Source organism: Plantactinospora siamensis, assembly GCF_042434095.1.
Lineage (GTDB): Bacteria > Actinomycetota > Actinomycetes > Mycobacteriales > Micromonosporaceae > KBS50.
Window position 1 is genome coordinate 18,262 of sequence record NZ_JBHLUE010000019.1, and the last position, 23,885, is coordinate 42,146.

23 protein-coding genes are annotated in these 23,885 nt (G+C 72.0%); 13 read left to right on the forward strand and 10 right to left on the reverse strand.

Annotated features, from left to right (window positions below; all coding sequences use genetic code 11):
• Positions 1-225: 225 nt before the first annotated feature.
• The 3 genes from ACFFHU_RS22430 to ACFFHU_RS22440 are packed head-to-tail and all read right to left on the reverse strand — an operon-like array spanning position 226 to position 2,459.
• Positions 226-981 (reverse strand): DUF2071 domain-containing protein, encoded by a 756-nt coding sequence (locus tag ACFFHU_RS22430; protein ID WP_377341947.1) that lies wholly within the window; start codon positions 979-981, stop codon positions 226-228.
• The gene (locus tag ACFFHU_RS22435; RefSeq protein WP_377341949.1) at positions 978-1,313 is read right to left on the reverse strand and encodes a metalloregulator ArsR/SmtB family transcription factor; all 336 of its coding nucleotides are present in this window, start codon (positions 1,311-1,313) and stop codon (positions 978-980) included. Before ACFFHU_RS22435 ends, ACFFHU_RS22430 begins: the two co-directional genes overlap by 4 nt.
• A 54-nt stretch (positions 1,314-1,367) precedes the next feature.
• Entirely contained in the window at positions 1,368-2,459 is a 1,092-nt protein-coding gene (locus tag ACFFHU_RS22440; protein ID WP_377341951.1) for a cellulose binding domain-containing protein, read from the reverse strand.
• A 414-nt stretch (positions 2,460-2,873) separates the two neighbouring features.
• On the opposite strand from ACFFHU_RS22440, the gene ACFFHU_RS22445 reads away from it, so the two are divergent.
• The 4 genes from ACFFHU_RS22445 to ACFFHU_RS22460 all read left to right on the forward strand — a co-directional run bounded on the left by ACFFHU_RS22445 (position 2,874) and on the right by ACFFHU_RS22460 (position 6,188).
• Entirely contained in the window at positions 2,874-3,272 is a 399-nt protein-coding gene (locus ACFFHU_RS22445; RefSeq protein ID WP_377341953.1) for a hypothetical protein, read from the forward strand.
• Positions 3,273-3,542: 270 nt separating this feature from the next.
• Positions 3,543-4,988, forward strand: a complete 1,446-nt coding sequence (locus tag ACFFHU_RS22450) for a cellulase family glycosylhydrolase (RefSeq protein ID WP_377341955.1) — start codon at positions 3,543-3,545, stop codon at positions 4,986-4,988.
• Between the two features lie 80 nt (positions 4,989-5,068).
• Positions 5,069-5,479, forward strand: a complete 411-nt coding sequence (locus ACFFHU_RS22455) for a VOC family protein (RefSeq protein ID WP_377341956.1) — start codon at positions 5,069-5,071, stop codon at positions 5,477-5,479.
• A 136-nt stretch (positions 5,480-5,615) separates the two neighbouring features.
• Complete coding sequence (locus ACFFHU_RS22460) at positions 5,616-6,188, forward strand: GNAT family N-acetyltransferase (protein WP_377341958.1); 573 nt, start codon at positions 5,616-5,618, stop codon at positions 6,186-6,188.
• Positions 6,189-6,270: 82 nt separating this feature from the next.
• On the opposite strand, the gene ACFFHU_RS22465 is transcribed toward ACFFHU_RS22460, so the two are convergent.
• Together ACFFHU_RS22465 and ACFFHU_RS22470 are read right to left on the reverse strand one after the other, a co-directional pair.
• Positions 6,271-8,292, reverse strand: coding sequence for an ATP-binding protein (locus tag ACFFHU_RS22465; RefSeq protein WP_377341960.1), 2,022 nt, complete (start codon positions 8,290-8,292; stop codon positions 6,271-6,273).
• On the reverse strand, positions 8,289-10,082 hold the full coding sequence (locus ACFFHU_RS22470; RefSeq protein WP_377341962.1) for an HSP90 family protein: 1,794 nt from the start codon (positions 10,080-10,082) through the stop codon (positions 8,289-8,291). Before ACFFHU_RS22470 ends, ACFFHU_RS22465 begins: the two co-directional genes overlap by 4 nt.
• A 675-nt stretch (positions 10,083-10,757) precedes the next feature.
• On the opposite strand from ACFFHU_RS22470, the gene ACFFHU_RS22475 reads away from it, so the two are divergent.
• The 3 genes from ACFFHU_RS22475 (at position 10,758) to ACFFHU_RS22485 (ending at position 13,662) form a co-directional block, all read left to right on the forward strand.
• Positions 10,758-11,642: a replication-relaxation family protein gene (locus ACFFHU_RS22475; RefSeq protein ID WP_377341964.1), complete on the forward strand. Its 885-nt coding sequence runs from the start codon at positions 10,758-10,760 to the stop codon at positions 11,640-11,642.
• A 235-nt stretch (positions 11,643-11,877) separates the two neighbouring features.
• Positions 11,878-12,825: a DUF2637 domain-containing protein gene (locus tag ACFFHU_RS22480; RefSeq protein WP_377341965.1), complete on the forward strand. Its 948-nt coding sequence runs from the start codon at positions 11,878-11,880 to the stop codon at positions 12,823-12,825.
• 231 nt (positions 12,826-13,056) lie between these two features.
• A complete protein-coding gene (locus tag ACFFHU_RS22485; protein ID WP_377341967.1) occupies positions 13,057-13,662 on the forward strand; it encodes an FAD-dependent monooxygenase in 606 nt (201 codons plus the stop codon).
• On the opposite strand, the gene ACFFHU_RS22490 is transcribed toward ACFFHU_RS22485, so the two are convergent.
• Positions 13,631-14,119, reverse strand: a complete 489-nt coding sequence (locus ACFFHU_RS22490) for a winged helix-turn-helix transcriptional regulator (RefSeq protein ID WP_377341969.1) — start codon at positions 14,117-14,119, stop codon at positions 13,631-13,633. The two genes, ACFFHU_RS22485 and ACFFHU_RS22490, sit on opposite strands and share 32 nt — an antisense overlap.
• A gap of 84 nt (positions 14,120-14,203) precedes the next feature.
• Between ACFFHU_RS22490 and ACFFHU_RS22495 the strand changes: the two genes are divergently transcribed.
• Entirely contained in the window at positions 14,204-15,466 is a 1,263-nt protein-coding gene (locus ACFFHU_RS22495; protein WP_377341970.1) for an MFS transporter, read from the forward strand.
• On the opposite strand, the gene ACFFHU_RS22500 is transcribed toward ACFFHU_RS22495, so the two are convergent.
• Entirely contained in the window at positions 15,457-15,879 is a 423-nt protein-coding gene (locus ACFFHU_RS22500; RefSeq protein ID WP_377341972.1) for a MarR family winged helix-turn-helix transcriptional regulator, read from the reverse strand. The two genes, ACFFHU_RS22495 and ACFFHU_RS22500, sit on opposite strands and share 10 nt — an antisense overlap.
• 65 nt (positions 15,880-15,944) lie before the next feature.
• Between ACFFHU_RS22500 and ACFFHU_RS22505 the strand changes: the two genes are divergently transcribed.
• Together ACFFHU_RS22505 and ACFFHU_RS22510 are read left to right on the forward strand one after the other, a co-directional pair.
• Positions 15,945-16,811: an LLM class flavin-dependent oxidoreductase gene (locus ACFFHU_RS22505; protein WP_377341973.1), complete on the forward strand. Its 867-nt coding sequence runs from the start codon at positions 15,945-15,947 to the stop codon at positions 16,809-16,811.
• A gap of 98 nt (positions 16,812-16,909) precedes the next feature.
• The gene (locus ACFFHU_RS22510) at positions 16,910-17,518 is read left to right on the forward strand and encodes a nucleotidyltransferase domain-containing protein (RefSeq protein WP_377341974.1); all 609 of its coding nucleotides are present in this window, start codon (positions 16,910-16,912) and stop codon (positions 17,516-17,518) included.
• Positions 17,519-17,584: 66 nt separating this feature from the next.
• On the opposite strand, the gene ACFFHU_RS22515 is transcribed toward ACFFHU_RS22510, so the two are convergent.
• Positions 17,585-18,025 (reverse strand): ester cyclase, encoded by a 441-nt coding sequence (locus ACFFHU_RS22515; protein WP_377341975.1) that lies wholly within the window; start codon positions 18,023-18,025, stop codon positions 17,585-17,587.
• A 135-nt stretch (positions 18,026-18,160) separates the two neighbouring features.
• Here ACFFHU_RS22515 and ACFFHU_RS22520 point away from each other — a divergent pair, with 135 nt between their 5' ends.
• Together ACFFHU_RS22520 and ACFFHU_RS22525 are read left to right on the forward strand one after the other, a co-directional pair.
• The gene (locus ACFFHU_RS22520; protein ID WP_377341977.1) at positions 18,161-18,991 is read left to right on the forward strand and encodes a helix-turn-helix domain-containing protein; all 831 of its coding nucleotides are present in this window, start codon (positions 18,161-18,163) and stop codon (positions 18,989-18,991) included.
• Positions 18,988-19,407: an ester cyclase gene (locus tag ACFFHU_RS22525; protein ID WP_377341979.1), complete on the forward strand. Its 420-nt coding sequence runs from the start codon at positions 18,988-18,990 to the stop codon at positions 19,405-19,407. The genes ACFFHU_RS22520 and ACFFHU_RS22525 overlap by 4 nt, the downstream gene beginning before the upstream one ends.
• Before the next feature lie 75 nt (positions 19,408-19,482).
• Here ACFFHU_RS22525 and ACFFHU_RS22530 read toward each other — a convergent pair whose 3' ends face one another.
• Together ACFFHU_RS22530 and ACFFHU_RS22535 are read right to left on the reverse strand one after the other, a co-directional pair.
• Positions 19,483-19,746, reverse strand: a complete 264-nt coding sequence (locus ACFFHU_RS22530; protein WP_377341981.1) for a hypothetical protein — start codon at positions 19,744-19,746, stop codon at positions 19,483-19,485.
• Between the two features lie 44 nt (positions 19,747-19,790).
• Positions 19,791-22,499, reverse strand: a complete 2,709-nt coding sequence (locus tag ACFFHU_RS22535; RefSeq protein WP_377341983.1) for a hypothetical protein — start codon at positions 22,497-22,499, stop codon at positions 19,791-19,793.
• A gap of 107 nt (positions 22,500-22,606) precedes the next feature.
• On the opposite strand from ACFFHU_RS22535, the gene ACFFHU_RS22540 reads away from it, so the two are divergent.
• Positions 22,607-23,764, forward strand: a complete 1,158-nt coding sequence (locus ACFFHU_RS22540; protein WP_377341984.1) for a hypothetical protein — start codon at positions 22,607-22,609, stop codon at positions 23,762-23,764.
• The last annotated feature ends 121 nt before the right edge of the window (positions 23,765-23,885 follow it).

The following is a 23,885-nucleotide window of genomic DNA, read 5'->3' on the forward strand; positions in this document are numbered from 1 at the left end:
CCGTGATCCTGCGGAATCAGGAGTCTGCGATTGGTCGCCACGCTGTTTGTTGGGTTAGCCGCGGCCGCGAGCCACGAAATAGCGGGGCGTCCGGTCGCCCCGGTCGCGCGTGCGGTCCGGGCACCCCCGGCGGCGCGCCACTGGGTGCCCGGTCAGACCGCGTCACCCGTGGCCGTGACCGCTCACCTGACGATGCGAACGCGAGAAGGGGTCAGCACCGGCGCCTCACCGCGGCGTGGCCGGCGCCGCCCGCATCGGGTCGACGGCCATCGGCGACAGCGCCTGCCAGGTCACCGGCACGTCCCGCATCACCAGCGCGCTGTCGAGGAGGGCCGTGCCGGTGGGAAACAGCCGCTCGTCGTCGAACAGGCTGGACCGGGCGGCGATGATCTCCAACGGTTCCACGCTCCAGTGGTCGGTCCGCAACCGCATCCCGTCGAGGCGGTCCCCGCCCCGGGTGGCCGAGTAGCCGTCCGCACCCCGCTGGAAGAAGGCGGACGCCTCGGCGAGATCGGCGAACAGGCCGCTGCCGGTGAGCCGGTCGCTCAGCCGGCCGTACACCTGCACCTGACCGGTCCGGTCGACGCTGGTGAAGCCCACCCGCAGCTCGGCGCGGCTCTCCCGGACCTCGAACCGGGCCCGGTGGTGCTCCCCCGGGAACACCCGGCCACCGGCCAGCACGTTGACGGTCGACGCCGTGTCCCGGCGCGGAATGTAGACGCCGCACCGCGTCCCGGCGGGGGTGTCCCACTCGACGGCGAACCGGTGTGCGGCGTTCTCGCTGCGCAGCCCCAGCCTCTCCGGCACGCCCCGAGGGCGGATCCGGCCGAGACGCAGCAGGCAGACCCCGCCGACTGCCCAGCCGTTCACCACCTGCGGCCGCAGCGGCGCCGGCAGCATCGGGGCGACAGTCCCGGGGTCGACGCGGTAGTTGAGCAGCAGCCGACGCTCCACCACCCCGACCAACGTCGGCGGCCTCACGCCGCACCGCCCTCGCTGGCGCGCCCGCGACGGTGCCGCAGCAGCACCTGCTCCGGGCAGACGGCCGACAGGAACCGGTTGAGGCAGGCGGCCAGCCGCTCCTCGACCAGCGAATAGTGCAGCCGGTTGGCATCCCGCCGCTCACGCACCAGGCCGGCCGACTTCAACACGCCCAGGTGCCGAGAGATCGACGGCCCGCTGATCGGAAAGCGGGCGGCGATCTCGCCGGCGGTCAGCTCGCCCGGGCGCAGGTCTTCGAGGATCTGGCGACGGGTCGGGTCGGCCAGCGCCCGGAAGACGCCCGCCTCCTCCTCGGCACTCAACGCGGTCATGCCCTCGTTTTTAGCACATTAGCTAAATACCGAACAAGCCCCGCTCTGGCACTGTCAGGCGGTGGCGCAGGAGCCGCCGTTGAGCGTGAAGCTCGTCGGCGCGGCGTCGCTGGCGGTCCACGTGCCCTGGATGCCGAACGAGACGCTCCTGCCGGCCGCGATGCCGCCGTTCCAACCGGCGCTGTGGACCGTGACGGCGTTGCCCGACTGCGTGTAGCTGGCGCTCCAGGCCGAGGTGATCCGCTGGTCGCCGGGGAAGCTGAAGTCCAATGTCCAGCCGTCGACCGCGGCGCCGGTGGTGTTCTTGATCGTGACGGTCGCGATGAACCCGCCGCGCCATTCGGACAGCCTGTGGTAGCTGACGGCGCAGGTGGGGGTCGGCGGTGGCGGGGTCGTCGGCGTCACCTCGGGCGCGTCGACCGCGTTGGACGCGATCGACAGGTTGCCCGCCGCGTCCCGTGCCCGTACGTAGAACTGGTTGCGCGGGCCCGCCTTGGGTGCCGGCGGCACCGGATACGTGGTGGTCGTGGCGGTGCCGACCAGCGTGGAGGTGTACCAGCCGTCGAAGTGATAGACGTTGTAGCCGGTCACCGCGATGTTGTCGGTGGACGGTGTCCAGGACAGCGTCCCGTTCTGGACGCTCAGGGTCCCCGGGGCGGTCGGCGGCACGGTGTCCGGGCCGGTGTCGGTGGCTGGGGTCATCACGGTGAACTCCTTCGACCAGGACGAGGTCTGCACCTCGTCCCTGGCCTGCACCCTGATGTGGTATTCGGTGGTCGGCCGGAGTTGGAGCGTGGCCGTGGTGACGTTGCCGACCATCGTCATCGGGATCGTGTCCAGGAAGGGCTGGGCGTACATGATGTTGTAGGCCTGGATGGGGCAGCAGCCGGGGGTCGAGGCGGTCCAGGTCAGGGTGACCGAGGTCGAGGTGACGCTGGTCGCGGTGAGGTCCGTGGGCGCCGTCGGTGACAGCGGCGTGCTGGGTGGCGTCGACGGCGGGGCGCTGGTTTCCATGAGCGTCGATCCGGTGTCAGCGCCGGCCGCGGGGGCGGTGGCCAGCCCCACGGCCGCGACCGGTAGCGCGACGGCGGCCGCGACGAACGGCCACATGCGACGGAACAACGATGCGCGACCGGTCTCCAGCATTCGTCGACAGTCCCGCAATAAATCGATGTACGTCAAGGTAATGCTCGACAGCTGAGACGCGCACGGGTGTCGCCGCCCGTTCCGGTGACACGGGCCCTGACCATGAACGGAGTGTGGTATGCAATGCCCTAGGCTCCGCGCGCCGGCTCGCCCATTGGAAGGGGTGGGCCCATCCGCTCCCCTTGCCCGGACGGGCCCACCCCCGCCCTGCGACCGCAGCCTCTGTGGAGCAGTACGGCGGCAGAGCGGAAAGTGATACGTTTCTATTCGATGCTGGTCGCCGGCACCTGGACTCCCGATCGAGCGCCGGTGCCCGTGGCGTGTTCGCCGAGTCCTCCGGGCGGCGCCGTCACAGTGGGCGGCCCAGCGACGTCCCAGCGGAGACGCAGTCACGGTTCAGGGGAGGCAACAACCATGCGGAAACTGAAGCTCGTCGCGGCCGCCGCGCTGTCCACGGCGCTCGTGGCGTTGAGCCCGACACCGGCGCACGCCGCCACCAGCGCCACGTTCTACAACGACTACCTGCTGGTCTACGTCGACGCCGGACAGACGTACCCGTACGTGAAGGTCTGCGACCGCAAGTCCGACGGCGAGCGGGTGGAGGTCGAGGCCTGGGGCGCCTGGCACACCCTGTTCGCCGCCGCGGAGGACGCCAACGGCAACAACGGCACCTCGGACTCGGCCTGCGGCATCGGCTACTTCTCCGCCCGCCCGGACCACAACGAGCGGATCTACATCCAGGGCTGGCGGCAGGACGGGGCGAACGGCACCCCGCACAACTGGCTCGACGGCGCGTTCACGTTTACCGGCTGACCGCGCCGCCGGCCGACCGCGCCGCCGGCCAACCCGGCATGACCCCGTGTGCCCCGCCCGCGCCGCGGGCGGGGACGTCACCGGGCACAGCCAGATCGGCGCCGCGTGCGGTCGGCAGGTAGTGACGACTGTCTATGCTATGGTGCGATATCCGTGGGACGTGGTTGCCGCCGTCCCGCGGCCTGCCGGGGTGACCGGGCCACCCCGGCCGTCCCCGTATCGTCACCGGCGCCGCGCGCCGGGGACGAAAGCATGTGTCAGGAGTCCGAAATGCGCATCACCCCACTCCGCCCGCCCGCGCGCGCTCGTGCGCGGCGCGGCCTCGGCGCGGCCGTCGTGCTGGTGGTCGGCGTCGGCATGGTCGCCGCCACGGCCACCCAGGCATCCGCAGCGACCGGATGCCAGGTCACCTACCAGGTCGTCAACCAGTGGCCGGGCGGCTTCCAGGCCGGCATCACCATCAAGAATCTCGGCGACCCGGTCACCAGTTGGCGGCTCGGCTTCGCCTTCGCCAACGGCCAGACCGTGCAGAACGGCTGGGGCGGCGTGTTCTCCCAGTCCGGTTCCGCCGTGACGGTGGCGAACGAGGGCTACAACGGCGCGCTCGGCACCGGCGGCACCGTCAGCCCCGGCTTCAACGGCGTCTGGAACGGCGCCAACCCGGCGCCGACCGCGTTCACGCTCAACGGCGTCACCTGCGGTGGCGCGGCGCCCAGCAGCGCCCCGCCGTCGAGCACGCCGAGCGGCCCGACCCCGTCGCCCACCCGGTCGACCACGCCCAGCCCCACGCCAACCTCCAGCACGCCGCCGACCGGCACTCCCGTCTCGATCCACGGCAAGCTGCACGTCTGCGGCAGCGGGATGTGCGACGAGCACGGCGCGAAGGTGCAGCTGCGCGGCGTGAGCAGTATGTGGCTCAACTGGGAGAGCCAGCCGTACGCCGAGAACCTGTCGGCGCTGCGGTGGATGCGCGACAACTGGCATCTGCAGGTGATCCGCGCCGCCATGGGCGTGGAGCCGTCCGGGGCGTACCTGAGCAACCCGAGCAAGGCCCGCGGGCAGGTGGAGACGATCATCAACAACGCTGCCGCAGCCGGGGTGTACGTCATCGTGGACTTCCACGCCGACCACGCCAACCAGGAGCAGTCGCAGGCCGTGGCGTTCTTCTCCGACCTGGCTCAGCGCTACGGCAACCTGCCGAACGTGATCTGGGAGGACTGGAACGAGCCGAACGGGGCGAACAGCTCGTGGAGCGCCGTCAAGGCGTACCACCAGGCCGTCGTGCCGGCCATCCGGGCGGCCGACCCGGACAACATCATCGTGCTCGGCACCCCGACCTGGTCACAGGACGTGGACGTGGCGGCCGGCAGCCCGGTGTCCGGCACGAACCTGATGTACACGCTGCACTTCTACTCCTGCTCGCACACGGCCTGGCTGCGCAGCAAGGCCGACACCGCCATCCGGGCCGGGCTGGCGCTGTTCGTCACCGAATGGGGCGCCAGCAACGCCGATGGTGGCCTGGACGGCACCGCCTGCTACCCGGAGGCCCAGACCTGGATCGACTGGATGAAGGCCAACAACATCTCGTGGGCGGCGTGGAAGCTGGACGTCGGCACCGACACCACCAACCTGCTCTCCGCCGGCGCCCCGGTGACCGGCGGCTGGGACAACTACCTGCACGGCCACGCCTCGTTCGTGGTATCGAACATGAAGTGATCGCGAGCGTGCCGTCGCACCGAAGGTGGTGCGGCGGCACGCTTTGCTCGTGGACAGCCACATTCATAGGATCGGCTCCCATGGAACCGATACGGACCGTGGTCGTGTTCGACGCCGCAGACCTGCAGGCTGAGAGCGCGTTCTGGGCCGGGATGCTCGGTGGGCACGTCTTCGAGGACGAACGGTTTCACAGTGTCATCGACGCGGCCGGTGAGTGGCGGATCGGCGTCCAGCTCGCGCCGGGGCATGTTCCCCCGGACTGGCCAGACGGCGCGCCCCAGCAGGTGCACCTGGACCTGCATGTTCAGGACCCCAGGTCGGCGCACGAACAGGCGATGAGATCCGGCGCCCGCCTGCTGCAAGCCGGTGATATGGAAAGCGACGAGGGCCACCAGGTGTACGCGGACCCGGCTGGCCACCCGTTCTGCATCGGCTGGGGCCAGCCCTCCCGAGAGGCGCTGGCGAGGTTCGTCCGGGAGAGGTTGGCGTAGCCGGATCCTTCCGGCTTCGGCCCCTCCCCGCGATGGCCGCACCGGTCGGGCAGGCGTCCCGGAGCGGCGTGCTCGCCGCCCGATGGCCGCCGGTCCGGGGCAGCGGGGAGCCGGGGCCGTCGCTACGGTGCGCTGGATGGACAACTCTGCCCCGCCGGTGGTCGGCATCGTGCACCGGGCGTCCGGCTCGGCCATCCGGCTGCGCCCGGTGGCCGAGGACGATCTGGAGATGATGCGCCGGTTCGCGGTCGAGCCCGGGCTGGTCGGGCTCGACTGGGCCGGCTTCCGTGACGCCGCCGCGCCGGCCCGCCGCTTCGCCGAGGACGGCTATCTCGGTGATCGGACCGGCGGCCTGGTCGTCCAGGTCGACTCGGCGGCGGACGCCCGGGCGGGCTATCTCAGCTATCTGCAGGGCCAGTACGGCGGACGGGCGCCCTATTGGGAGATCGGCATCGTGCTGCTGCCCGAATGGCGTGGCCAGGGCATCGGCTGGCGAGCCCAGGCGCTGCTGTGCGACTACCTGTTCAGCCACACCCCCGTGCAGCGCATTCAGGCCAGCACCCACGCCGAGAACACCCCCGAGCAGCGGTCGTTGGAGAAGGCCGGCTTCCAGCTGGAGGGGGTCGTCCGCGCCTGCGAGTTCCGGGCCGGCGCCTGGCGCGACGGGTGTCTCTACAGCCGGCTGCGCGACGACCCGTCACCGCTGTGACCGAACAGCCCAGCCCTCGCGGCGCCGTGCCGGGGCGGGCACCGCGGCGGTACGACGGGCAGCGGGGTCCGGGCGTCTCCGCTCAACCGATGGCGTACGGGTCGTAGTCCAGGTCCTCGTCCGCATCGAGGCCGCGCTCGGCCATATAGGACTCGGCGTCCCCCGTGCGGCCCTGGGCCAGCAGGCTCCGCACCACGACGATGGGCGCCTCCCAGTGGAAGTCGTCGCCGGCCGTGAGGGGCGCCGCCAGGGCCTCGGCGTCGACCGGACGGTCCATCTTGAGCGCCAGCCAGGCCCGGTGTAGGCGGTGCTCGACCGGTTCCTGCGCGCGGGCCGCGGTCAGGGCCGCGACCGTCCGCTCGGCGCGTTCCCATCCCGCTGCCGGATCGCCGGCCACGCTCAGGGCTCGGCCGACGTGCACCGACATCTGCGCCGCCTCGTCGGAAGCCAGAGCGTCGGCTTCGATGAGCTGGTCGAGCCGGTCCAGCACGGGCTGCCACTGCTCGGACTGCGGGCCGATCCGGCCGATCGCCTTGCGCAGCAAGCGCGCCTCACCGGCCGTGTCGCCGCGTCGCCGGTGAATGTCGGCGGCTCGTTGCAGGTGGCCGGTGAGGTCCAGGTCGGGGACGCGGTCGGCGATCTCCTCGACCAGGGTCTCCCGCGGCAGCGCGGCGGGCAGCGCGGGCGCGTCGAGCAGTTCGGTGGCCAGCGCCGCCGCGTCGGAGCGCTGCTGGTAGTTGCGAACGTACAGCTGGAACAGCAGGTGCAGGGCGCGCAGTCGCTCCTGCGCCAGCCCGGCCCGGGCCAGGGCGCGGGCCGCTTCCTCGGCGGTCTCGGCCGCATCGCCCAGCAGGTCCGCGTTGCGCAGCAGGTACGCGAGGTCGAGCTGGGCCAGCGCCGCGCCGGCCGCGTCGCCCGCGGCGGTGCGTTCGGCGACGGTGTTGACGAGGCCGTCGATGCGGTCGTCGCGCTTCTTCGCGCGGATCGGCCGGCCGGCCAGGACGGTCAGCGGCAGTCGGTCCAGGAGCGGTTCGGCCGCCATGCACGCCTCGGTGCGCCGGCTCTGGTAGGTGTTGCCGTTGCGCGCGTCGAACTGCGCGGACAGCGCCCGGGTCCGCGCGGTCACGTCGGCCAGGACGGACCGTACGGTGGCGGGCGCCCTGGTGGTGCCGTCGTCGCCGCGTACCCGGACCGGACGGTCGCCGGCGCCGGTCTCGGCGAGGCGCCGCAGCACGAGCGCGGCGGCGGCGGTGAACTCCATGGCGGCGTACGGCGACGCCGGGCGGTCCAGCCACGGCAGGTGGCGTTCCACGATCGGCAGCGCGTGTTCCTCGTTGCCGGTCAGGCCGCAGAACTGCAGGTGCAGGGCGATGGAGGCCAGGTAGTGCCGGCCGTCGCGCAGCTGCCGGTAGGCGACGCGGTGCGCCTCGACCGCCTCGGCGGTGCGGCCGGTGTGCAGGTACGCCGGCAGCAGGTCCGACAGGATCGCCTTGGGTTGTTCGACGCAGCCGCCGCGGGTGTACGGCGCGCCCGCGCGGACCGCGTCCTCGTACCGGCCGCGGGCGACGTGGTGCTGGACGAGGCTGGAGGGCACGCAGGCGGCGCAGTCGGACAGGCTGTCGCGTTTCGCGTCGACCATCCGGTCGAACCAGCGGTCGGCCTCGTCGAGGTCGCCCAGGTGGTGCGCCACGAGACCGCGGTGCTGGTAGACGGCGTGCAGGCTGTGGTTGCCCTGCCGGTACCGGCGTTCCATGTCGTCCAGCAGGGCCACGGTGCGTTCCAGCGGCACGGCGGGGAACTGCGGCAACTCCCACACGATCCACTTGTACTTCCACAGCAGGTCGTGCTCGGACCCGCCGGCGAACTCCGGGTGCCGGTCGAAGGTGGCCACGCACCAGGAGAACGCCATGAACGCCCGGGTGTAGTCGCCGCCCATGTGAAAGTCCCAGATCGCGTTCATCCGCGCCCGGAACGCGAATTCGGTCGCCCCGGCCGCGTCGGCGTGCCGCATGACGGTGTCGAAGGCCGCGCTGCGCGCCGGACCCGGCGGGTGCCGGTACACCTCGGCCATCATGTCGCGCAGGTCGTTCTCCGACGTGCTCATCGGCCGGCGCCCATCGCCCGGGACAGCAGGCCGAGCAGCGACTGGTTCATCGCGGCGGTCGCGGCCGGGGTGAGCGGCTGCCGGGCCAGCAGCAGGGCCTGGGTGAACAGCCCTTCGACCGCGTACCCGGCCAGTTCCTCGTCGCCGGTGCTCATCGCCTGGCGGGCCAGCGGGTTGCGGTGGTTGAAGACCAGCTGCGGCCGGTTGTCCTCGTGCCCGGCGATGAACGCGTCGAACACCGCCTCGAACACGTCCGTCGACTGCTCCCGGCCGCGGCGCAGGTCCAACTGCAGCGCGGCGTCGCCGTCCAGCAGGTACAGGGCGGGCACGCTGGGTGGGTCGAAGCGTCGCACCACGACCCGTACGCCCTGCCGGTCGAGGATCCGCTGGGCGGTGGCGATGAACGGCTCGACGGCCGCGGCGGCGTCCGGTTCGAGGGTGTCCAGCCGCAGCGCCAGGTCCGCGGGGGTCAGCGGTTCGACGGCCACGTCCGGCAGCGCCTCGCCGAGCCGGCTGACGAGCTCGGCCTCGTACACGTACCCGGCGTTGACCAGGGGCACGTTCTGCGCCGCCGAGACCGAGGCCATCTGCCGGAACTCGTCGACCGACGCGCTGTAGCGCACCAGGCCGTAGCGTTCGGCGAACTCGGCCAGGGTGAGGGCGCCGACGTTGGTCTCGAACGGCCACCACTGGTACACCAGCCGCAGCGTCTCGTCGTCGTGCAGGGCCAGCGCCTTGACGCCGAGGTGGTGGATGCGCAGAAACTCGTGCAGCCGCCGCGGGTCGGAGGCGCCCAGCCCGGCCAGCCAGCCGCGCAACTGGTCGGCGAGGGTCTGCCGGACCTGCTCCAGGAGGCTGTCGTCGTACAGCGCCTCACGGCTCGCGGTCGGGCGCAGTTCGGTGGTGTCGACCACGCACCGGACGAAGAACGCCCACTCCGGCAGCAGCCCCTCGATGCCCTCGGACAGCAGCATCTGCTTGAGATAGACCCGGTGGGCGACCCGGACGGCCGGGTTCGACGGGGTGGGCAGCACGAAGGCGACGCCGCGCAGCCCGGCCTCCGGGGCGGCCAGTTCGATGACGTCCAGCGGGGTGAACCCGAACGCCTGCTGCGCGTACGCGGCCAGCCGGCCGGCCCGGGCGGACGCGGACTCGGCCCGGTTGGTGTCCCACGGCGCCGGCCCGCTGGTCAGGACGGTGTCACCGACCCGGACGGCGACCGGCAGCATCGAGCCGTACAGCGCGACGAGTTCGGTGACGGTGCGCTCGCGGAGCCAGTGCTCCTCGCCCCGGCGCGGGACGAGCGTCACCGTGGTGCCCTGCGCGGCCCGGCCGTTGCCGTCGGCGGCGACGGTGGTCTCGTAGCTGCCGTCGGCGCGGCCGACCCATTCCACGGTCGGACCGTCGCCGGTCCGGGTCCGCACCCGGATCTCGTCGGCGACCAGGAAGCACGAGAGCAGGCCGATGCCGAACTGGCCGAGGAACTCGTGCCGGGCAAAACCCAGGTCGTCGCGCTTGGAGCTGCGGCCGATGGTGGCCAGCAGCTCGTGCACCTGCTCCTCGGTGAGTCCGATGCCGGTGTCGGTGATCCGCAACGTGCCGTCGCCGGTGCGTTCCGCGGGTTCGAACCAGATGTCGCCGGGCGCGTCGGGCTCGGCGAGCCGGCGGGCGGTGATCGCGTCGACGGCGTTCTGCAGCAGCTCCCGGACGTAGACCCGGGGTGTGGCATACAGGTGGTGGCTGAGCAGATCCACGATGCCGCGCAGATCCACCCGGAACGCATGCGTCAACGAACTTCCTTCCCCCGTGATGAAGACGACCGCAGGCTAGCGGAGCCGCAGCCACCGCCGCTATCCGGTTCGTGGTCCGTCGAGCCGGCGAACGTCGCACCCGACCTGCGGCCCCAACCGCGGCGCGGCGCCCCGTCGGGTGCCGCCAGAACCACCGTCCGACTGGGGTCTGGCAGCGCCGGGGCGTCACAACGAAAACCGCGTTGAGCCTCGGCGACGGTGTGCATAGGGTGTCCTTCTTGATTGGTTTCCCCCATCCCGGCGACCGGGATGGCGACCAGGCCGCCCCGAGCGGCCGGAGGGGACGTCCTCCAACACTCCCGCGCATGTTCGCGGATGCGATGGTTCCCGCCGTAGGCGAGGACGCCCGTGTTGGAGGACGACAACTCCCGAACCAGTCCACCACCTTGGTGTCACTGCCGTCGCAGCGTCGGACATTCCGGGACGACCCGTGACCGTGCCGGCACGCGTGTCGGGCGGTGGGGGCGTCCCCGTGGGGGTCCTTTTCGGGGTCCCGCGGCCCGTCCGCCTTCATGTGGACCCCACCTGCGCCTAACCGCCGCTGACAGCCCAGCTCAGCGGCGGGTCGACCGTTACACCGGCGACCCAGAAGACCCATCAGGGTCTCCTCCCCGCGAGGGAGAAAAGGATTGTCGCTCACGCAGGAGAGATGCCATGGCCAATACGACCGACCAGGTGCTACGGGTGCAGCATCAGCTCACCGAACGGGACTGGCGGCTGCTCGACTGGCTCTACGACCACTCGGTGCTGACCAGCTTCCAGATCGCGCACGCCCTGTTTCCCAGCCGCAACTACGCCCAACGCCGACTCACCCAGCTGACCGGCCTGGGTCTGCTGGAGCGGTTCCGCCCCTTCCGCCTGCAGGGCGGCACCTACCCCTACCACTACGCGCTCGCGCACCTCGGCGAGCTCATCATCGCCGCCGCGCGCGGAGACAACCCACCCCGCCGTACGGCGACCGCGGCCCGACTGCACCGCATCGCCACCAACCGCAACATCGAGCACCGGCTCGGCATCAACCAGTTCTTCACCGATCTGGCCGGTCACGAGCGGCTTCACCCCGGATCCCGGCTGCACCACTGGTGGCCCGACACGAGCCTGCGCAAGTTCTTCAGCCCACCCGGGACGACGGCCTACGGCAGCGTGAACGCCGACGGCCTGGGTGTGTGGTCGGAGAACGACCGGACGGTGGCCTGGTACCTGGAGCACGACACCGGAACGGAAAGCCTGGGCGTACTCGTCGACAAGCTCGCCAGCTACGGGCAACTCGCCTGGCGGGGCGGCCCCCGCTGGCCCGTGCTGTTCTGGCTGCACTCGACAGCCCGCGAGGCGAACCTGCACCGGCGTCTCATCGACGCGAAGCCCACCGTCCCCGTAGCCACCGCCGCCCGGGACCGGCTCGAGGGTCGCAGCCCCGCGGAGGCGGTATGGCACCTGCACCGGTCCCGCTGCGCCCTGCTGCGCCTCGCGGACCTGCCGATGCCGGGCCCGGTCGACCCCGCCGATTTTGCCCGTACCGGATCGGCGAGGCTGTCATGACCGGCGGTGTCAGGTCCTGTCAGGACGTCGTGACAGGTGGTGTCAGGTCCCGTCATGCCGCCGTGACAGGTGGTGTCAGGTCCGGTCAGCGTGTCATGGCCGGCGGTGTCAGGTCCGGTCAGGGGCGAGAGCGCTGCTGTCAGATCCCGCATCGGCCGATCGAGGTGATCGAGGTGGTCGGCTCGCCTGCCACCAGTGCTGAGGCCGCCACCCGTGGGCGGCCCGGTGGCGCCCGGTGAGCGCCACGGATCGGGCCATCACGGCGGCCGCCTGCACCACGGTCGTCGTCCTGGCCGGCGTCGCCGGTGCGATCTCCTATTCGCACATGGCCGAACTGGCGCGGCTGCACGGTGAAATTGGCTGGCGGGCCCACGCCTTTCCCATCTCGGTCGACGGGATTGAGATCGTGGCGTCGCTGGTGCTGCTGGCTCACCACCGCGCCGACAGCCGAGCCGGCTGGCTCCCCTGGACCGCGTTGACGGCGGGCACGGGGGCGAGCCTCGCCGCGAACATCGCGATCGGCGCGTCTGATCCGATCGGCCGGCTGGTGGCCGGCTGGCCCGCGATAGCGCTCCTGCTCGCGATCAAGCTACTGGCCGGGCTGCTTGACGCGACGCCGATCGACGTCGCTCCTACCGCACCCTCCACCGGTACGGCTGACGGGCGGGCCACCACCAGCTCCGGTGGTCCCCCGGTCCCCGATCCCAATCCGGTGGTCCCGGTCCCCTCGGTCCCGGTCCCCCACCTCCCGGTCCCCGCGGTTCCGGTCCCGGCCATGCCGGTCCGAGCAGTTCCGGTCCCCGCCGTGCCGGGTGGGGCCCGCCATGGTCCCGCCCCGAGTCGCCGGTCTGGTCCCCGGCGGCCCGCGCCGGTCACCGGGCTGTCCCGGCCGGGCCGAAATGGCCGGGCAGAGGCATCGGTCCCCGATGGGGACGGGCCGCCCGGTGCCGAGGAACTCGTCGAGGCCGCCCGGGCTGTCCGGGACCAGCTGACCGCTGCCGGGGACCGGGTCAACCGACGGAACCTCGCCGCCGGCCTACGGGCTTCGGGTCACCGGATTCGCAATGACCGCCTGAGCCAGTTGCTTGTTCTGATCAGGGACGACACCGTAGCCGCGGCGGTCGATAGTCCGGCCCGGCGCTCCGCCATCCCGCCGCCGGCAGGAGGAGGTGGGGTCAATTGACCGGCTACAGGGGAGAAAACCTCGCCGCGGCCCGGATGCTGGCCCTGAGGCGATCACTGCTCAGCTGGCCGGGTGGCGAAGTTGACGAGCGGCGCCAGCCGCAACGCCAAGCCGGTCTGGTGGGCCTCGGCTCGACATTGACCTTACCGGGGGACCCGTGCGGTCACCGGTCAGGATCCCGGGTCCGGGCGCTCGGCCGGCCTGCGGCCGATCCAGGACGCCACCCGGGCGATGGCGATGTTCTCCTTCCCGGCGGCCGACCTCGACGTGGACCACCGCGACGTGGCGGCCCAGCAGCGCCTGCTGCGCGACCGGATGAAGGACATGGGCTGGCTGACCCCGCGCATCCTCGATCATCTCGACGACACCCCGGACTTCTACTTCGACCAGGTGGCTCAGGTGGTGATGGACCGCTGGTCGCACGGCCGGGTCGGGCTGCTCGGCGACGCGGCGTTCAGCTCGTCGCCGCTGTCCGGGCAGGGCACCGGGCTGGCCCTGGTCGGCGCGTACCTGCTGGCCGGCGAGCTGGCGGCGGCCGGGTGGGACCCGCGGGCCGGGTTCGCCGGCTACGAGCGACGGATGCGGCCGTTCGTGGAGGCCAACCAGGAGATCGGCCGGCTGCACGCCCGCATGCTCGACGCCGCCGAGCCCGACACCAGTCTGGGAGCCACGCCGGACGCCAGGCCGGGTCCGGAGCTCGACGGCGAGTGGCTCACCGACCTGGTCGAGCGGGCGATCAACGGCGTCGAACTGCCCGACTACGCGGGCGTACCGGCCTCCGAGGCCCCGGCCGGGCCCTCATCACCTAATCGGGCAGGTCGTAGGCGCTCTCGTTGACGGATCCGGGCACCGCGGCGCGTACCGATGTCGTCTCCGGGCCTACCCGTACACCGCGCGAGTTCCTGGGCAGCAGGTCGGGCAACTGGTGACCGCGCTGGTCCACAAGTACCGAACGATCCTCGCCGGCGGCGAATGCGTGGCGCTCGCCCCACTGCCGCAGGGCCACGACGACGGCGAAGAGGTCACGTCCGGCCGGGGTGAGCGCGTAGAGCTGCCGTTTTCCGGTCGGTGCCGTCCGCCGGTCGAGGATGCCGCGCTCGGTCAGCCGGCGCAGCCGATCGGTGAGGATGTTGCGGGCGATGCCGGTGCGTTGCTGGAAGTCGGTGAAGGCGCGCGCGCCGTCCATGGCGTCGCGGACGATGAGCAGGCTCCATCGATCGCCGACGAGGTCCAGGGTGCGAGCGACCGGGCAGGTCGGGTCGGTCCAGGTCACGTCGTCGGAACGGATCTCCATCACACCTCCCAGGAGTTGCTGATTGCAACCATTCTGCCGTACGGTCGGAATGGTTGCAATCTGCTACTGATTTAGGGAGCCGGGATGGAGCTGACGTTCGGTCGCAGAGCGCTGTTCGCCGTTGTCTGCGCGGTCGCCGTGGCGACCGTCTACGCGGCACAGCCCGTGCTCGCCCAAGTCGGCGCGGACCTTGGCGTGCCCGACGCCGAGCTGGGGTGGATCGTGGCCGCCGGACAGCTCGGTTACCTGGCGGGGCTGGCCTTCCTCGTCCCGCTGGGCGACTTGATCGATCGGCGCGGGCTCATGGTCGGGCACCTCGGGCTGGCCGCGGTCGGTACGGTGCTGGCCGCGGTCGCCGGCCGCACGTGGCTGCTGCTGCTCGGGCAGGCCATCGCCGGCCTGTTCGCGGTCGTCGTCCAGACGACCGTCGCCTACGCCGCCGCCCTGGCCACACCCGACGAACGCGGCCGCGTCCTCGGCACGGTGACCTCCGGGGTCGTCGTCGGCATCCTCGGTGGTCGCGTGGCGGCCGGCGCCCTCGCCACGGCGTGGGGCTGGCGCGCTGTCTATAGCGCGCTCGCCGCGCTGCTGATCGGGCTGGCGCTGCTCGTGCGGACGTTCCTGCCGCCGGATCCGCGCACCGACCATGCCAGCTACCGGCAGGCGCTCGCGTCGCTGGGACGGCTGTTCGGCGACCAGCTGTTCGTCTCGCGGGGGCTGATCGCGTTCTTCCTGTTCGCCTCGTTCGGCACCCTGTGGAGTGGCCTGGCACTCCCCCTGGGATCGGCCCCGTGGCAGCTGAGCACGGCGCAGATCGGCCTGTTCGGAATCGCCGGCCTCGCCGGTGCGCTCGGCGCCGCCCGGGCTGGACGCTGGGCCGACGCCGGACTCGCCCATGCCGTGACCGGCGGGGCACTGGTGCTGCTCGCCGCCGCCTGGCTGGCCATCGCCCAGGCGTCGTGGTCGCTGTGGCTGGTCGGCGCCGGCGTGCTCGTGCTCGACTTCGCCGTGCAGGCCGTGCACGTGAGCAACCAGCACCTGCTCACCGCCGCCTACCCGGACCGCACCAGCAGCGTCATCGGCGGCTACATGATTTTCTACTCCCTCGGGTCGGGCCTGGGAGCAACCGCCACCACCACGGCCTTTGCCGCCACGGGGTGGACCGGCTCCAGCATCCTCGGCGCCGCCTTCGCCGCCTGCGCCCTGCTGGTGTGGACGTTCAGCCGCCGATCCGCTCCCCGCGGCGCAGGTCTGCGCCACTCGCCGTACCGGACGGCGCCGGCCGCCGCGTGCGGCGCGGCCGGCGCATCGGGTCAGCGGGAACGATGTGGCGCTCGTCAGGCGTGAACGACGGCGGCGAGCAGCCGCCGGAACGTCTGCGCGTCGGCCGGGGACAGGGGCGCCAGGAAGTTCCGCTCGACCTCCATCGTCGTGGCCAACGCCGCGGTCAGGGTCTCGCGACCGTACGCGGTGAGGGCGACGACGTTCTTGCGACGGTCGTTGGCGGCGGGGCTGCGACTCACCAGCTTCTTGGCCTCGAGCTCGTCGATCAACGCGACCATGGTGGTGCGATCCAGGTCGAGGCGGCGGGCGACCTCCTGCTGGGACTGCGCCTCCTGGTCGTCGATGGCGATGAGCACCGCGCACTGCCGGCCGGTGATGCCGTGCGGCCGCATCGCCGCCGCGGTCAGCTCGGCGTGCCGCAGCTGGGCGTGTTTGAGCAGGTAACCGAGCCGGTCGGCGATTCGCGGTGTTGGCACCCGGCCAGTTTAAGCTTAGGCTGATCGTCAGTCTTACTGACGATTTGGAGAGCTGACGAATGCCGGTGAGTTTCGGGATCAAGACCAGCCAGCTGGGCCTCACGTACGAGCAGATCCAGCGCACCTGGCGGGAGGCCGACCAGCTCGACGTGTTCGAGCACGCGTGGCTCTGGGACCACCTGGTCCCGTTGCGCGGCGACGTCGACGCCGACGCGCTGGAGGCATGGACGCTGCTCGCGGCCCTGGCCGCCCAGACCAGCCGGCTGCGGCTCGGAGTCATCGTCACCAGCAACCGGCTGCGCTCCCCCACCCTGCTGGCCAAGATGGCCGCCACGGTGGACGCGATCGCCGGCGGGCGGCTCGACTTCGGCATCGGCGCCGGCGGCAGTCGGGTGGCCGGCCCGAACCCGGCGGTACGAGAGTTCGCCGCGTACGGCTTTCCGCTGGTGACGCCCGGGCGGGCCGTACGCGACCTGGCCGAATCCCTCGACGTGATCACCCGGATGTGGACCAGTGAACAGCCGTTCGACTACGACGGACCCTGGCTGAGGCTGCGCGGCGCGGTCTGCGCGCCCCGGCCGGTCCAGCGGCCGCACCCGCCGATCATGATCGGCGGATCGGGCGACCGCCTGCTGCGGCTCGTGGCCGAACACGCCGACCTGTGGAACTACCCCGGCGGGCTCGACGACGGCTTCGCCGACCGCGACGCCCAGCTGGTCCGGCAGTGCCGGGCGATCGGCCGGGACCCGGCCGCCATCACCCGGTCCATGCAGCTGATCGTCCGCGCGGCCGAACCCGACGCCGCCGCCAAGGCCCGGGCCACCATCGAGCGGATGATCGACGCCGGCGTACGGCACATCGTGCTCGCCGCGGTGCTCGGCGACCGCGGCGTGCGGTGGCTGGCCGACGAGGTCGTCCGGCCGTTCAGCTGAACCGAGCCGCGGCGCTGCTGCGCCTGCGGCGCGGGTCAAAGTCCTCGGTCGCGCCGCAGGCCGGCCAGGGGCTTTGACACGCGCCCTAGGCTCGCGTCGTGAACCATCCCGATATCGAGGCGTGGGATGCCTGGCGCCCGATCCAGCTGGCGCAACGCCTTCGCGACCTGCAGATCCCCTGGTACGTCGGGGCCGGCTGGGCGGTCGATCTGTTCCGCGGCGAGCAGACCCGGGCCCACGACGACCTGGAGGTCGCCGTCCCCGCGGCGCATTTCGGGCTCCTGCCGCCGCTGTTTCCCGAGCTCGACTTCTGGGTGCCGGTGGGCGAGGGCGTGCTGGCGCCGTTGACCGCCGACACGTTGGCTGGCGACTCGCATCAGACCTGGGCCTGGGATCCGGCGGCCGGAAGGTGGCGCTTCGACGTCTTCCGCGAGCCCCACGACGGGGATGTCTGGATCTGCCGCCGCGACGAACGGCGGATCCGCCGGCCGTACCGCGAGATCATCCGGCGTAGCGCCGAGGGCATCCCATACCTGGCCATCGAGGCCGTTCTGCTGTTCAAGGCCAAACACGCGCGCGACAAGGACGAGGCCGACTTCGCCGGCGCGCTCCCGCTGCTGTCCCGCGCGGAACGCGGCTGGCTGGACGCGACGCTCGGCCTGGTCCACCCGGGTCATCCATGGCGAGCCAGGCTGCGGGCCTGCTGAGCGAGGGGAATCACCCCGACGCGAACAGCACGGCCAGGGGCGCCTGCACGATCGACCGCACCACGTTCATCGGACGGGACCTCCGTCGACCAGGCCGAGCTGCCGCAGCTGGGTGAACAGGTCGACGACGCCCCAGATCTCGGCGATCCGGCCGCCGGCGAACCGTACGACGAAGATCTCGTCGTACCGGACCGCTCGTCCGGTCGGCGGCATCCCCCGGTACGGGCCGAGGTTGGTGCCGGTGACCGTGTTCCGGAAGACGATCTTGTCATCCTCCGCGATCGTGTCCTCGACCGTGACGTGAATGTCGGGGAACGCGCGCAGCAGCGCCGCCCAGATGAACTTGAGCGCCGCGGCGCCCGTCGCCTCGACCGGCGCCGGCGCGTGGAACAGGACGTCCGGCGCCAGTTCGTCGACCACCCTGGCGATGTGGTCGATGTCGCCGGAGTTCGTGGCCTCGTGGAAGCGCTGGAATACCGCCAGGTTGCTCGTTCGGGTGTCAGTCATACCAGTACGACTGGATGGGAATCGGTTTTGTGAGGTCCGACCGATCAGCGCGGACGCGGCGAACCGCCCGGCATGGCCGTGCGCATCGCGGTCCGGGTTGACGTTGTCGCGGCGTCAAGGTGTCTGCTTGGAGGCATGCGGATCGGAGAACTCGCCGAGCTGGTTGGGATCAGCACCCGGACCATCCGGCACTACCACCGGGTCGGCCTGCTGCCCGAGCCCGCCCGACGGGGAAACGGCTACCGGGACTACTCGCTGCGGGACGCCGTCGAGCTGGCCCGGGTCCGTCGCCTGGTCGAGCTGGGGCTGAGCCTGGCCGAGGTCGGCGACGTGCTGGCCGGCGACGCCGGCCGGGACCTGGCCGAAATACTCCGCGAGCTCGACGCCGATCTGGCCGCGCAGGAGTCGGACATCCGCCGACGCCGCGCCCGGCTGGCACAACTGCTCCGGCAGGCGGAGGAGGGGCTGCCCACCGCGCAGGCCCCGGTCTCCCCCGGCCTGGCCGGGCTCTTCGGCAGCATGGCCGAGGTCACCGCCGGTCGCCCTGGGCCGGAGTCGGCGATGGCGGCGAAGGACCGCGAGGTGATGGCGCTGCTGGAGACCGTGGGGGGCGCCCACGACACTGATTGGCTCGACATGCTCACCCAGGGCATGGCCGACGACCCCCGGGCGATCGAGCAGGCCCAGGCGGTGTACGCGCTCCTCGATGAGCTGGCCGGTGCGGCCACCGACGATCCGCGGGTGGAGACCGCCGCCCGGCTGATCGTGGCGTCCATCCCCGAGTCGGCCCGGCGAGCGATCCAGATCCCCGACGGCGTCTTCGAGGAGACCGGCGACGGCTTCGCCGCCGCCTTCTACGCGGACTTCGCCCCGGCCCAGGCGGCCGCCATCCGCCGCGCCCTCACGCTGCTGCGGCAGTCGTACCCGACCGATCGCCCCGACAACGAACAGGAGATCGCACCATGACATCCGAGACCACCTCGCCCGCCGCGAACATCGAGCTGTTGCGCGCCGCCTTCGCGGCGTTCAACGCCGGCGACGCGGACGCCTGCATGGCGTTCACCGCCCGGGACATGATCATCAACCTGGCCGAGCTGCCCGAGCCCCAGCAGGGACAACAGACCTGGCGGGAGGGCTTCGAGATGATGCGGCAGGCCTTCCCGGACCTCCATGCACACATTGAGGACATCGTGGCCGCCGACGACCGGGTCGCGCTGCGGCTGCGGTTCCGCGGCACCCACTCCGGCGAGTTCCTGGGCATCCCACCAACGGGCAACCCCATCGAGTACGTCAGCCACGAGTTCTACCGGGTGGCCGACGGGCTCATCGCCGAGGAGTGGATATGCTCCGACATGGCCACCCTGCTGCGCCAACTCGGCTGACGGGTGGCCACGGCCGGCCGGCCGGCAGCCATCGGGCGCGGCGCCCCTCGGCAGGGGCGCCGCTGGCCGAGCCCTTCATCGGGGGCGGTGGCCGAGCCCTTCATCGGGGCGGCGGTGGCGGAGGACCGTGGCGTAGACGAAGACCACCGGCGCCGCGACGGCGACCACCCAGGCGGCGATGAGCGGCAGTCCCGGGTGGGCGCGGCCATGAACGCCGGACAGTCCCGCGGAGTTGAACCGCAGCGACCGGGTCATGTGGTGCCACCGGAACACCTCGAGCACCATGAGGAACCAGCTGCCGACCCAGAGCAGCCCGCTGGTCCAGCGGATCAGTCGCATCCGGTGGCCTCCCGTCCCGCTCGGCTCCGGAGACCCTGTCGAGGCTACCTCTCGCCCTCGACTTCGGGGGATCCCTCGGATCCGGTGTCGGTCTCGCTCACGGGCTGGTCGTCAGCCTCCGAGCCGGCCGCGTAGTCGCTGCGGTACAGCCCGTCGAGCCGGCGGTCGAGTTCCGGCGCGTGGTGGTCGTGGTCGCGCAGCACCTCGCGCAACAGCTCCGGCTCGTGCGTGGCGGCCGCCTCCAGGAACGCCGCCAGCCCTTCGGGCGTGCCCGACACCGCCGGGCTGATCGCGGCCACCAACGGGCCCGGCCCCTTCGGGCCCACCGGCACCGACTTGGCGTACCGGTTGTTGAGGTCGGTGAGCAGCTTGTGCGCCCGCTCGTTCGCGGCCCGCTCCCGGTCGAAGAAGTCCTTCGGCAGGTACGTCAGCTGGCCGTCGACCGGCAGCTTGAACGCGGTGTGCAGCCACTGGCCGGACGGCCCGAGCTTCTCCTGCGCCACCAGGAACGCGACGTAGTTGCGGTCCTCGGGCCGGCCGGTCAGCTTGATCGACATCCGGTCCGCCGTCCAGGTGAGCTGCCACTGCAGCTGCACCTGCTGCTCCCGGCGGATGTCGCGGTGCTGCCCGCCGGTGGCAGCCGGGTCCACATCGTCCAGGATCACGTCGGCCAGGTCCCGGGCGGCCGGACCGTTGAGAACCGCCGAGGCGCCGACCAGCTTCCCGAACGCGGCCGGGTCCACCCCACCGCCACCGCCGCCACCGCCGCCCGTACCGCCGGATCCGGCTGAGCCACCGGCGGCGCCCGCGCCGCCGACGGCGCCGGCGATGGCCGCGGCGTCGCGCAGCCCCATCCGGGCCTGCTCCTGCCACACCGGCGCGGCGCTCACCGTGGCGGTCGGGATCCACCAGTCGAAGGTGTCGGCCAGCAGGGTCGCGGTGCCGGACGCCTGGCGGGTCTGCACCGGGCTCGCGCCGGCGATCAGCTCCACCTCGGACGTCGGCGTCGACGTGTGCAGCTCCAGCGCCATCACGGTCCGGGTGGTCCCGCCCAGCTCGGTGATCTCCTTGGGCCGGTACTGGGGGTGCTGCATCTGGGACCAGTCCGGCTCCAGCCAGGTGGATCCGCTCGCCGAGGGCATGGTGCAGAGCGTGATCCGGTACGGCAGGGGACGCTCCCGTTCCAGCGGCTGGGTGACCACGTCCACCCCCAGCCGGGTCACCCGGGACTCCCGATCCCCGGTGGCCTCGATCGGCTCGCTGAGCAGCGGCCGGACGGTCACCGACACCGGAGCGTGGGTGGCCGAGGCGTGGCTCACGAACACCCTTCCGGTGACGGTCTCGCTGCGGTCCGGCTCGGTGGCGTTGTGCCGCAGCAGCGCCACCAGGTGCGCCAGGTTGAGGTACCCGCTGCTGAACAGCAGGTCCAGATAGTCCTGTTCGGCCTGCGCGTTGGCGGCCGCGATGCACTCGTCGATGTTGAGAATCGGGTAGATGGGCTCGTCGGTGACCGGCTCGGTGGCCCGGCCCAGCACCGCCGGCGCCGTCCAGCGCGCCCACATCGGACCCAGCCGGTCGGGAAGCTGGTTGAGCGGGTACGTGTTGGTCAGCCAGCCCGGGGTGATGCCGAGCGACTGGAAGATGACCCGGGCCTCGGCCTCCAGCGCGTCCCAGTAGTCGTTGGTGTGGGCCCGCAGATCCATCGCCCCGGCCGACCAGCGGTAGCAGAGCGGCCCGACCCGGGGCGGCCCGAAGATCGGGTCGATGACCTCGCTGGCGCGCAGCGGGGTGAAGTTGCCGTCCACGTGCACGGTGCGGCCGAGCCCGGTGGCCCGCATCTGCTCGGTCAGCCCCTCCAGCGCGTCGGCGAAGCCCAGCAGGTAGTCGTCGAACTCGCCGGTGGAGCGGTACTCCGGGGACATGGCCTTGATCAGGGTCAGGTACGACAACACCCCGTACGTCACCCCGGGCACCATGGCGCGGTGGTCGAAGACCAGCTCGGCCTGGTCGTAGAAGCGCGCGTAGTTCTCCGGGTGCAGGGTGTTCGGAGCGGGCACCCCGACCGGCATGTGGTACATGCCGGGCCACGGGATCCACGGCCAGACCCGGGTGTAGTCGTCCCGGTTGAAGCCGGACAGCCAGGTGGAGGCGTCCAGCAGCCGGCCCACCGCGTCCGCGGCCTTCTGGTGGGCGTTGTGCACCTCCAGCAGCTTGACCTGCAGGTTGGCCTGGTTGACCACCCCCATGCCGAGCTCTTCGAGGTAGCCGTCCACGGCCAGCAGCGCGTTGTGCAGGTCCACCCGCATGTTGCGGACGTCCTGCAGCTGCCAGCGGATCTCCATGCCCTTGAGCCGCCGGTCCAGGTCCTGGTAGCGCCGCTCGACCAACTGTTCCACCGCGGACGGCCCGTCCTTGAGCAGCCCCAGGATCTTCGCCACGTCGACCGCGAAGCCGACCACGGCGACCACCTTGCCCAGCACGCTCGCGATCTCGCCGATGGCGTGCAGGAGCTTCATCGTGTCGTCCAGGACGCCGAGCCGGCCCAGCTTCTCCCGCGTCTTCGGGTCCGACGGGTCCGGCATGCCCTTGGCGATGCCGTCGAACACCTTCTTCACCGTGTCCGGGCTGACCGGGAGGCTGCCGTTGGAGACGGTGTAGGTCGGCAGCGCGGTGTCCGGGCCGGGCCGGATCATCCCGTTGCTGTCCAGGTACAGCCCGGCACCGATGCGTACGAGGAAGGCCGCGTCGCTCATGGGTTGAGGGTAGGAGCGGGCGGCGGCGCGGTGAGTCGGACAGCCGACGCTGCGGCCGGTCGGCTCGGCGGCAGCGCCGGCCGGCACGCTAGGCTCTGCCCATGGCGATGGCTGATCCGAATCGGACGGAGTTGGCCGAGCCCGACACGGAATTGGCCGCGCCCGGGGCGGGCCGCGCCGATTTCGATCTGGAGGCGTACCTTCGCGCCAGCGACGGCCTGATGCCGTCGGCACTGACCGGGATCAGCGCGGCGTGGATCGGCGGGCTGGTCGCCGCCTGCACCGGAACCGCCCTCGCCGTGGTCGGCCTGACCCTGCCCTGGGCACAGGTCCGTGACGCCGCCCAGGGCAGGAGCTACCCGGTCTTCCTGACCAGCTTCAACCCGTACCTGGGATCCGGCGCGGCGGCCCTGCTGGTGATGTCGGCGATGCTGGCCGGGATCAGTTTCGGGTCCCGGAGCCGGCTCGGCGCCGTGCTGCGTTCGGTCACCGTGGTGGCCGCGACCATGTGGACCACTGCTCTGCTGGCCGCCACCCTTTACCTCACCCGGGGACGGACCATCACCGTGGTGGACCTGTGGCTCGGCAACGCCGTCCGGATCACCGTACGCGGCGTCGCGCTGTCCGTCGGAGCGCTCCTCTACTGCGTCGGCACGGCGCTGCTGGCCGGCGGCACCCTCGGGTCCGTCCGGCTGTCCGACCAGCTACGCCGGGTACCGCTGGCGGCCCGGGACACGGCCATGATCCGCGGCCTGCGGACCGGGTCGCGCTGGATGATGACCCTGTTCGCGCTGGGGCTGGCAGCGGCCTCCGTCGCGCTGCCCTGGCAAACCCAGGCCATCCCATCGGACCCGGCGGACGACGTGCCGGTGGTGGTGACCGGGCACGACCTGCACCTGTGGCAGCAGACGTACCGGATCGGCCTGGTCGCCGGCATCCTGCTGTACGCGGCCGCACTGGTGGCGGCGCAGGCCAGGCTCCGCGGCGCCGCCACGGCGCTGCGCGCCGTCGGCGTGATGGTGCCGGCCGTCGTCGCGACGGTCCTGCTCGTCGGCCTCGTGGCCGTGCGGCAGGGGGACGCCGTGGCCGGCCGGCCGGTGAACTACCTGGACCCGACGCCACACCTCGGATCCGGCTACCTGCTGGCGATCGCGGCGATGGCCGCGCTGCTGTGCGGCGTCGCGCTGATCGGTTCCGCCGGCCCGCCGGCGTCGATCGCCGCCATGGCCGACGGCCAGCCGACCCTGGACGAGGACGATGGCTAAGCGGCAGCGCCCGGGCCGGCGGCCCGCCGCACCCGCCAGGGCCGGGACGCCGGGACCGCGCACCGGGGCGGCGGACCCACCGGCCGCCCCCGCCGATCATTCCCCCGCGCCGGTGGCCGAC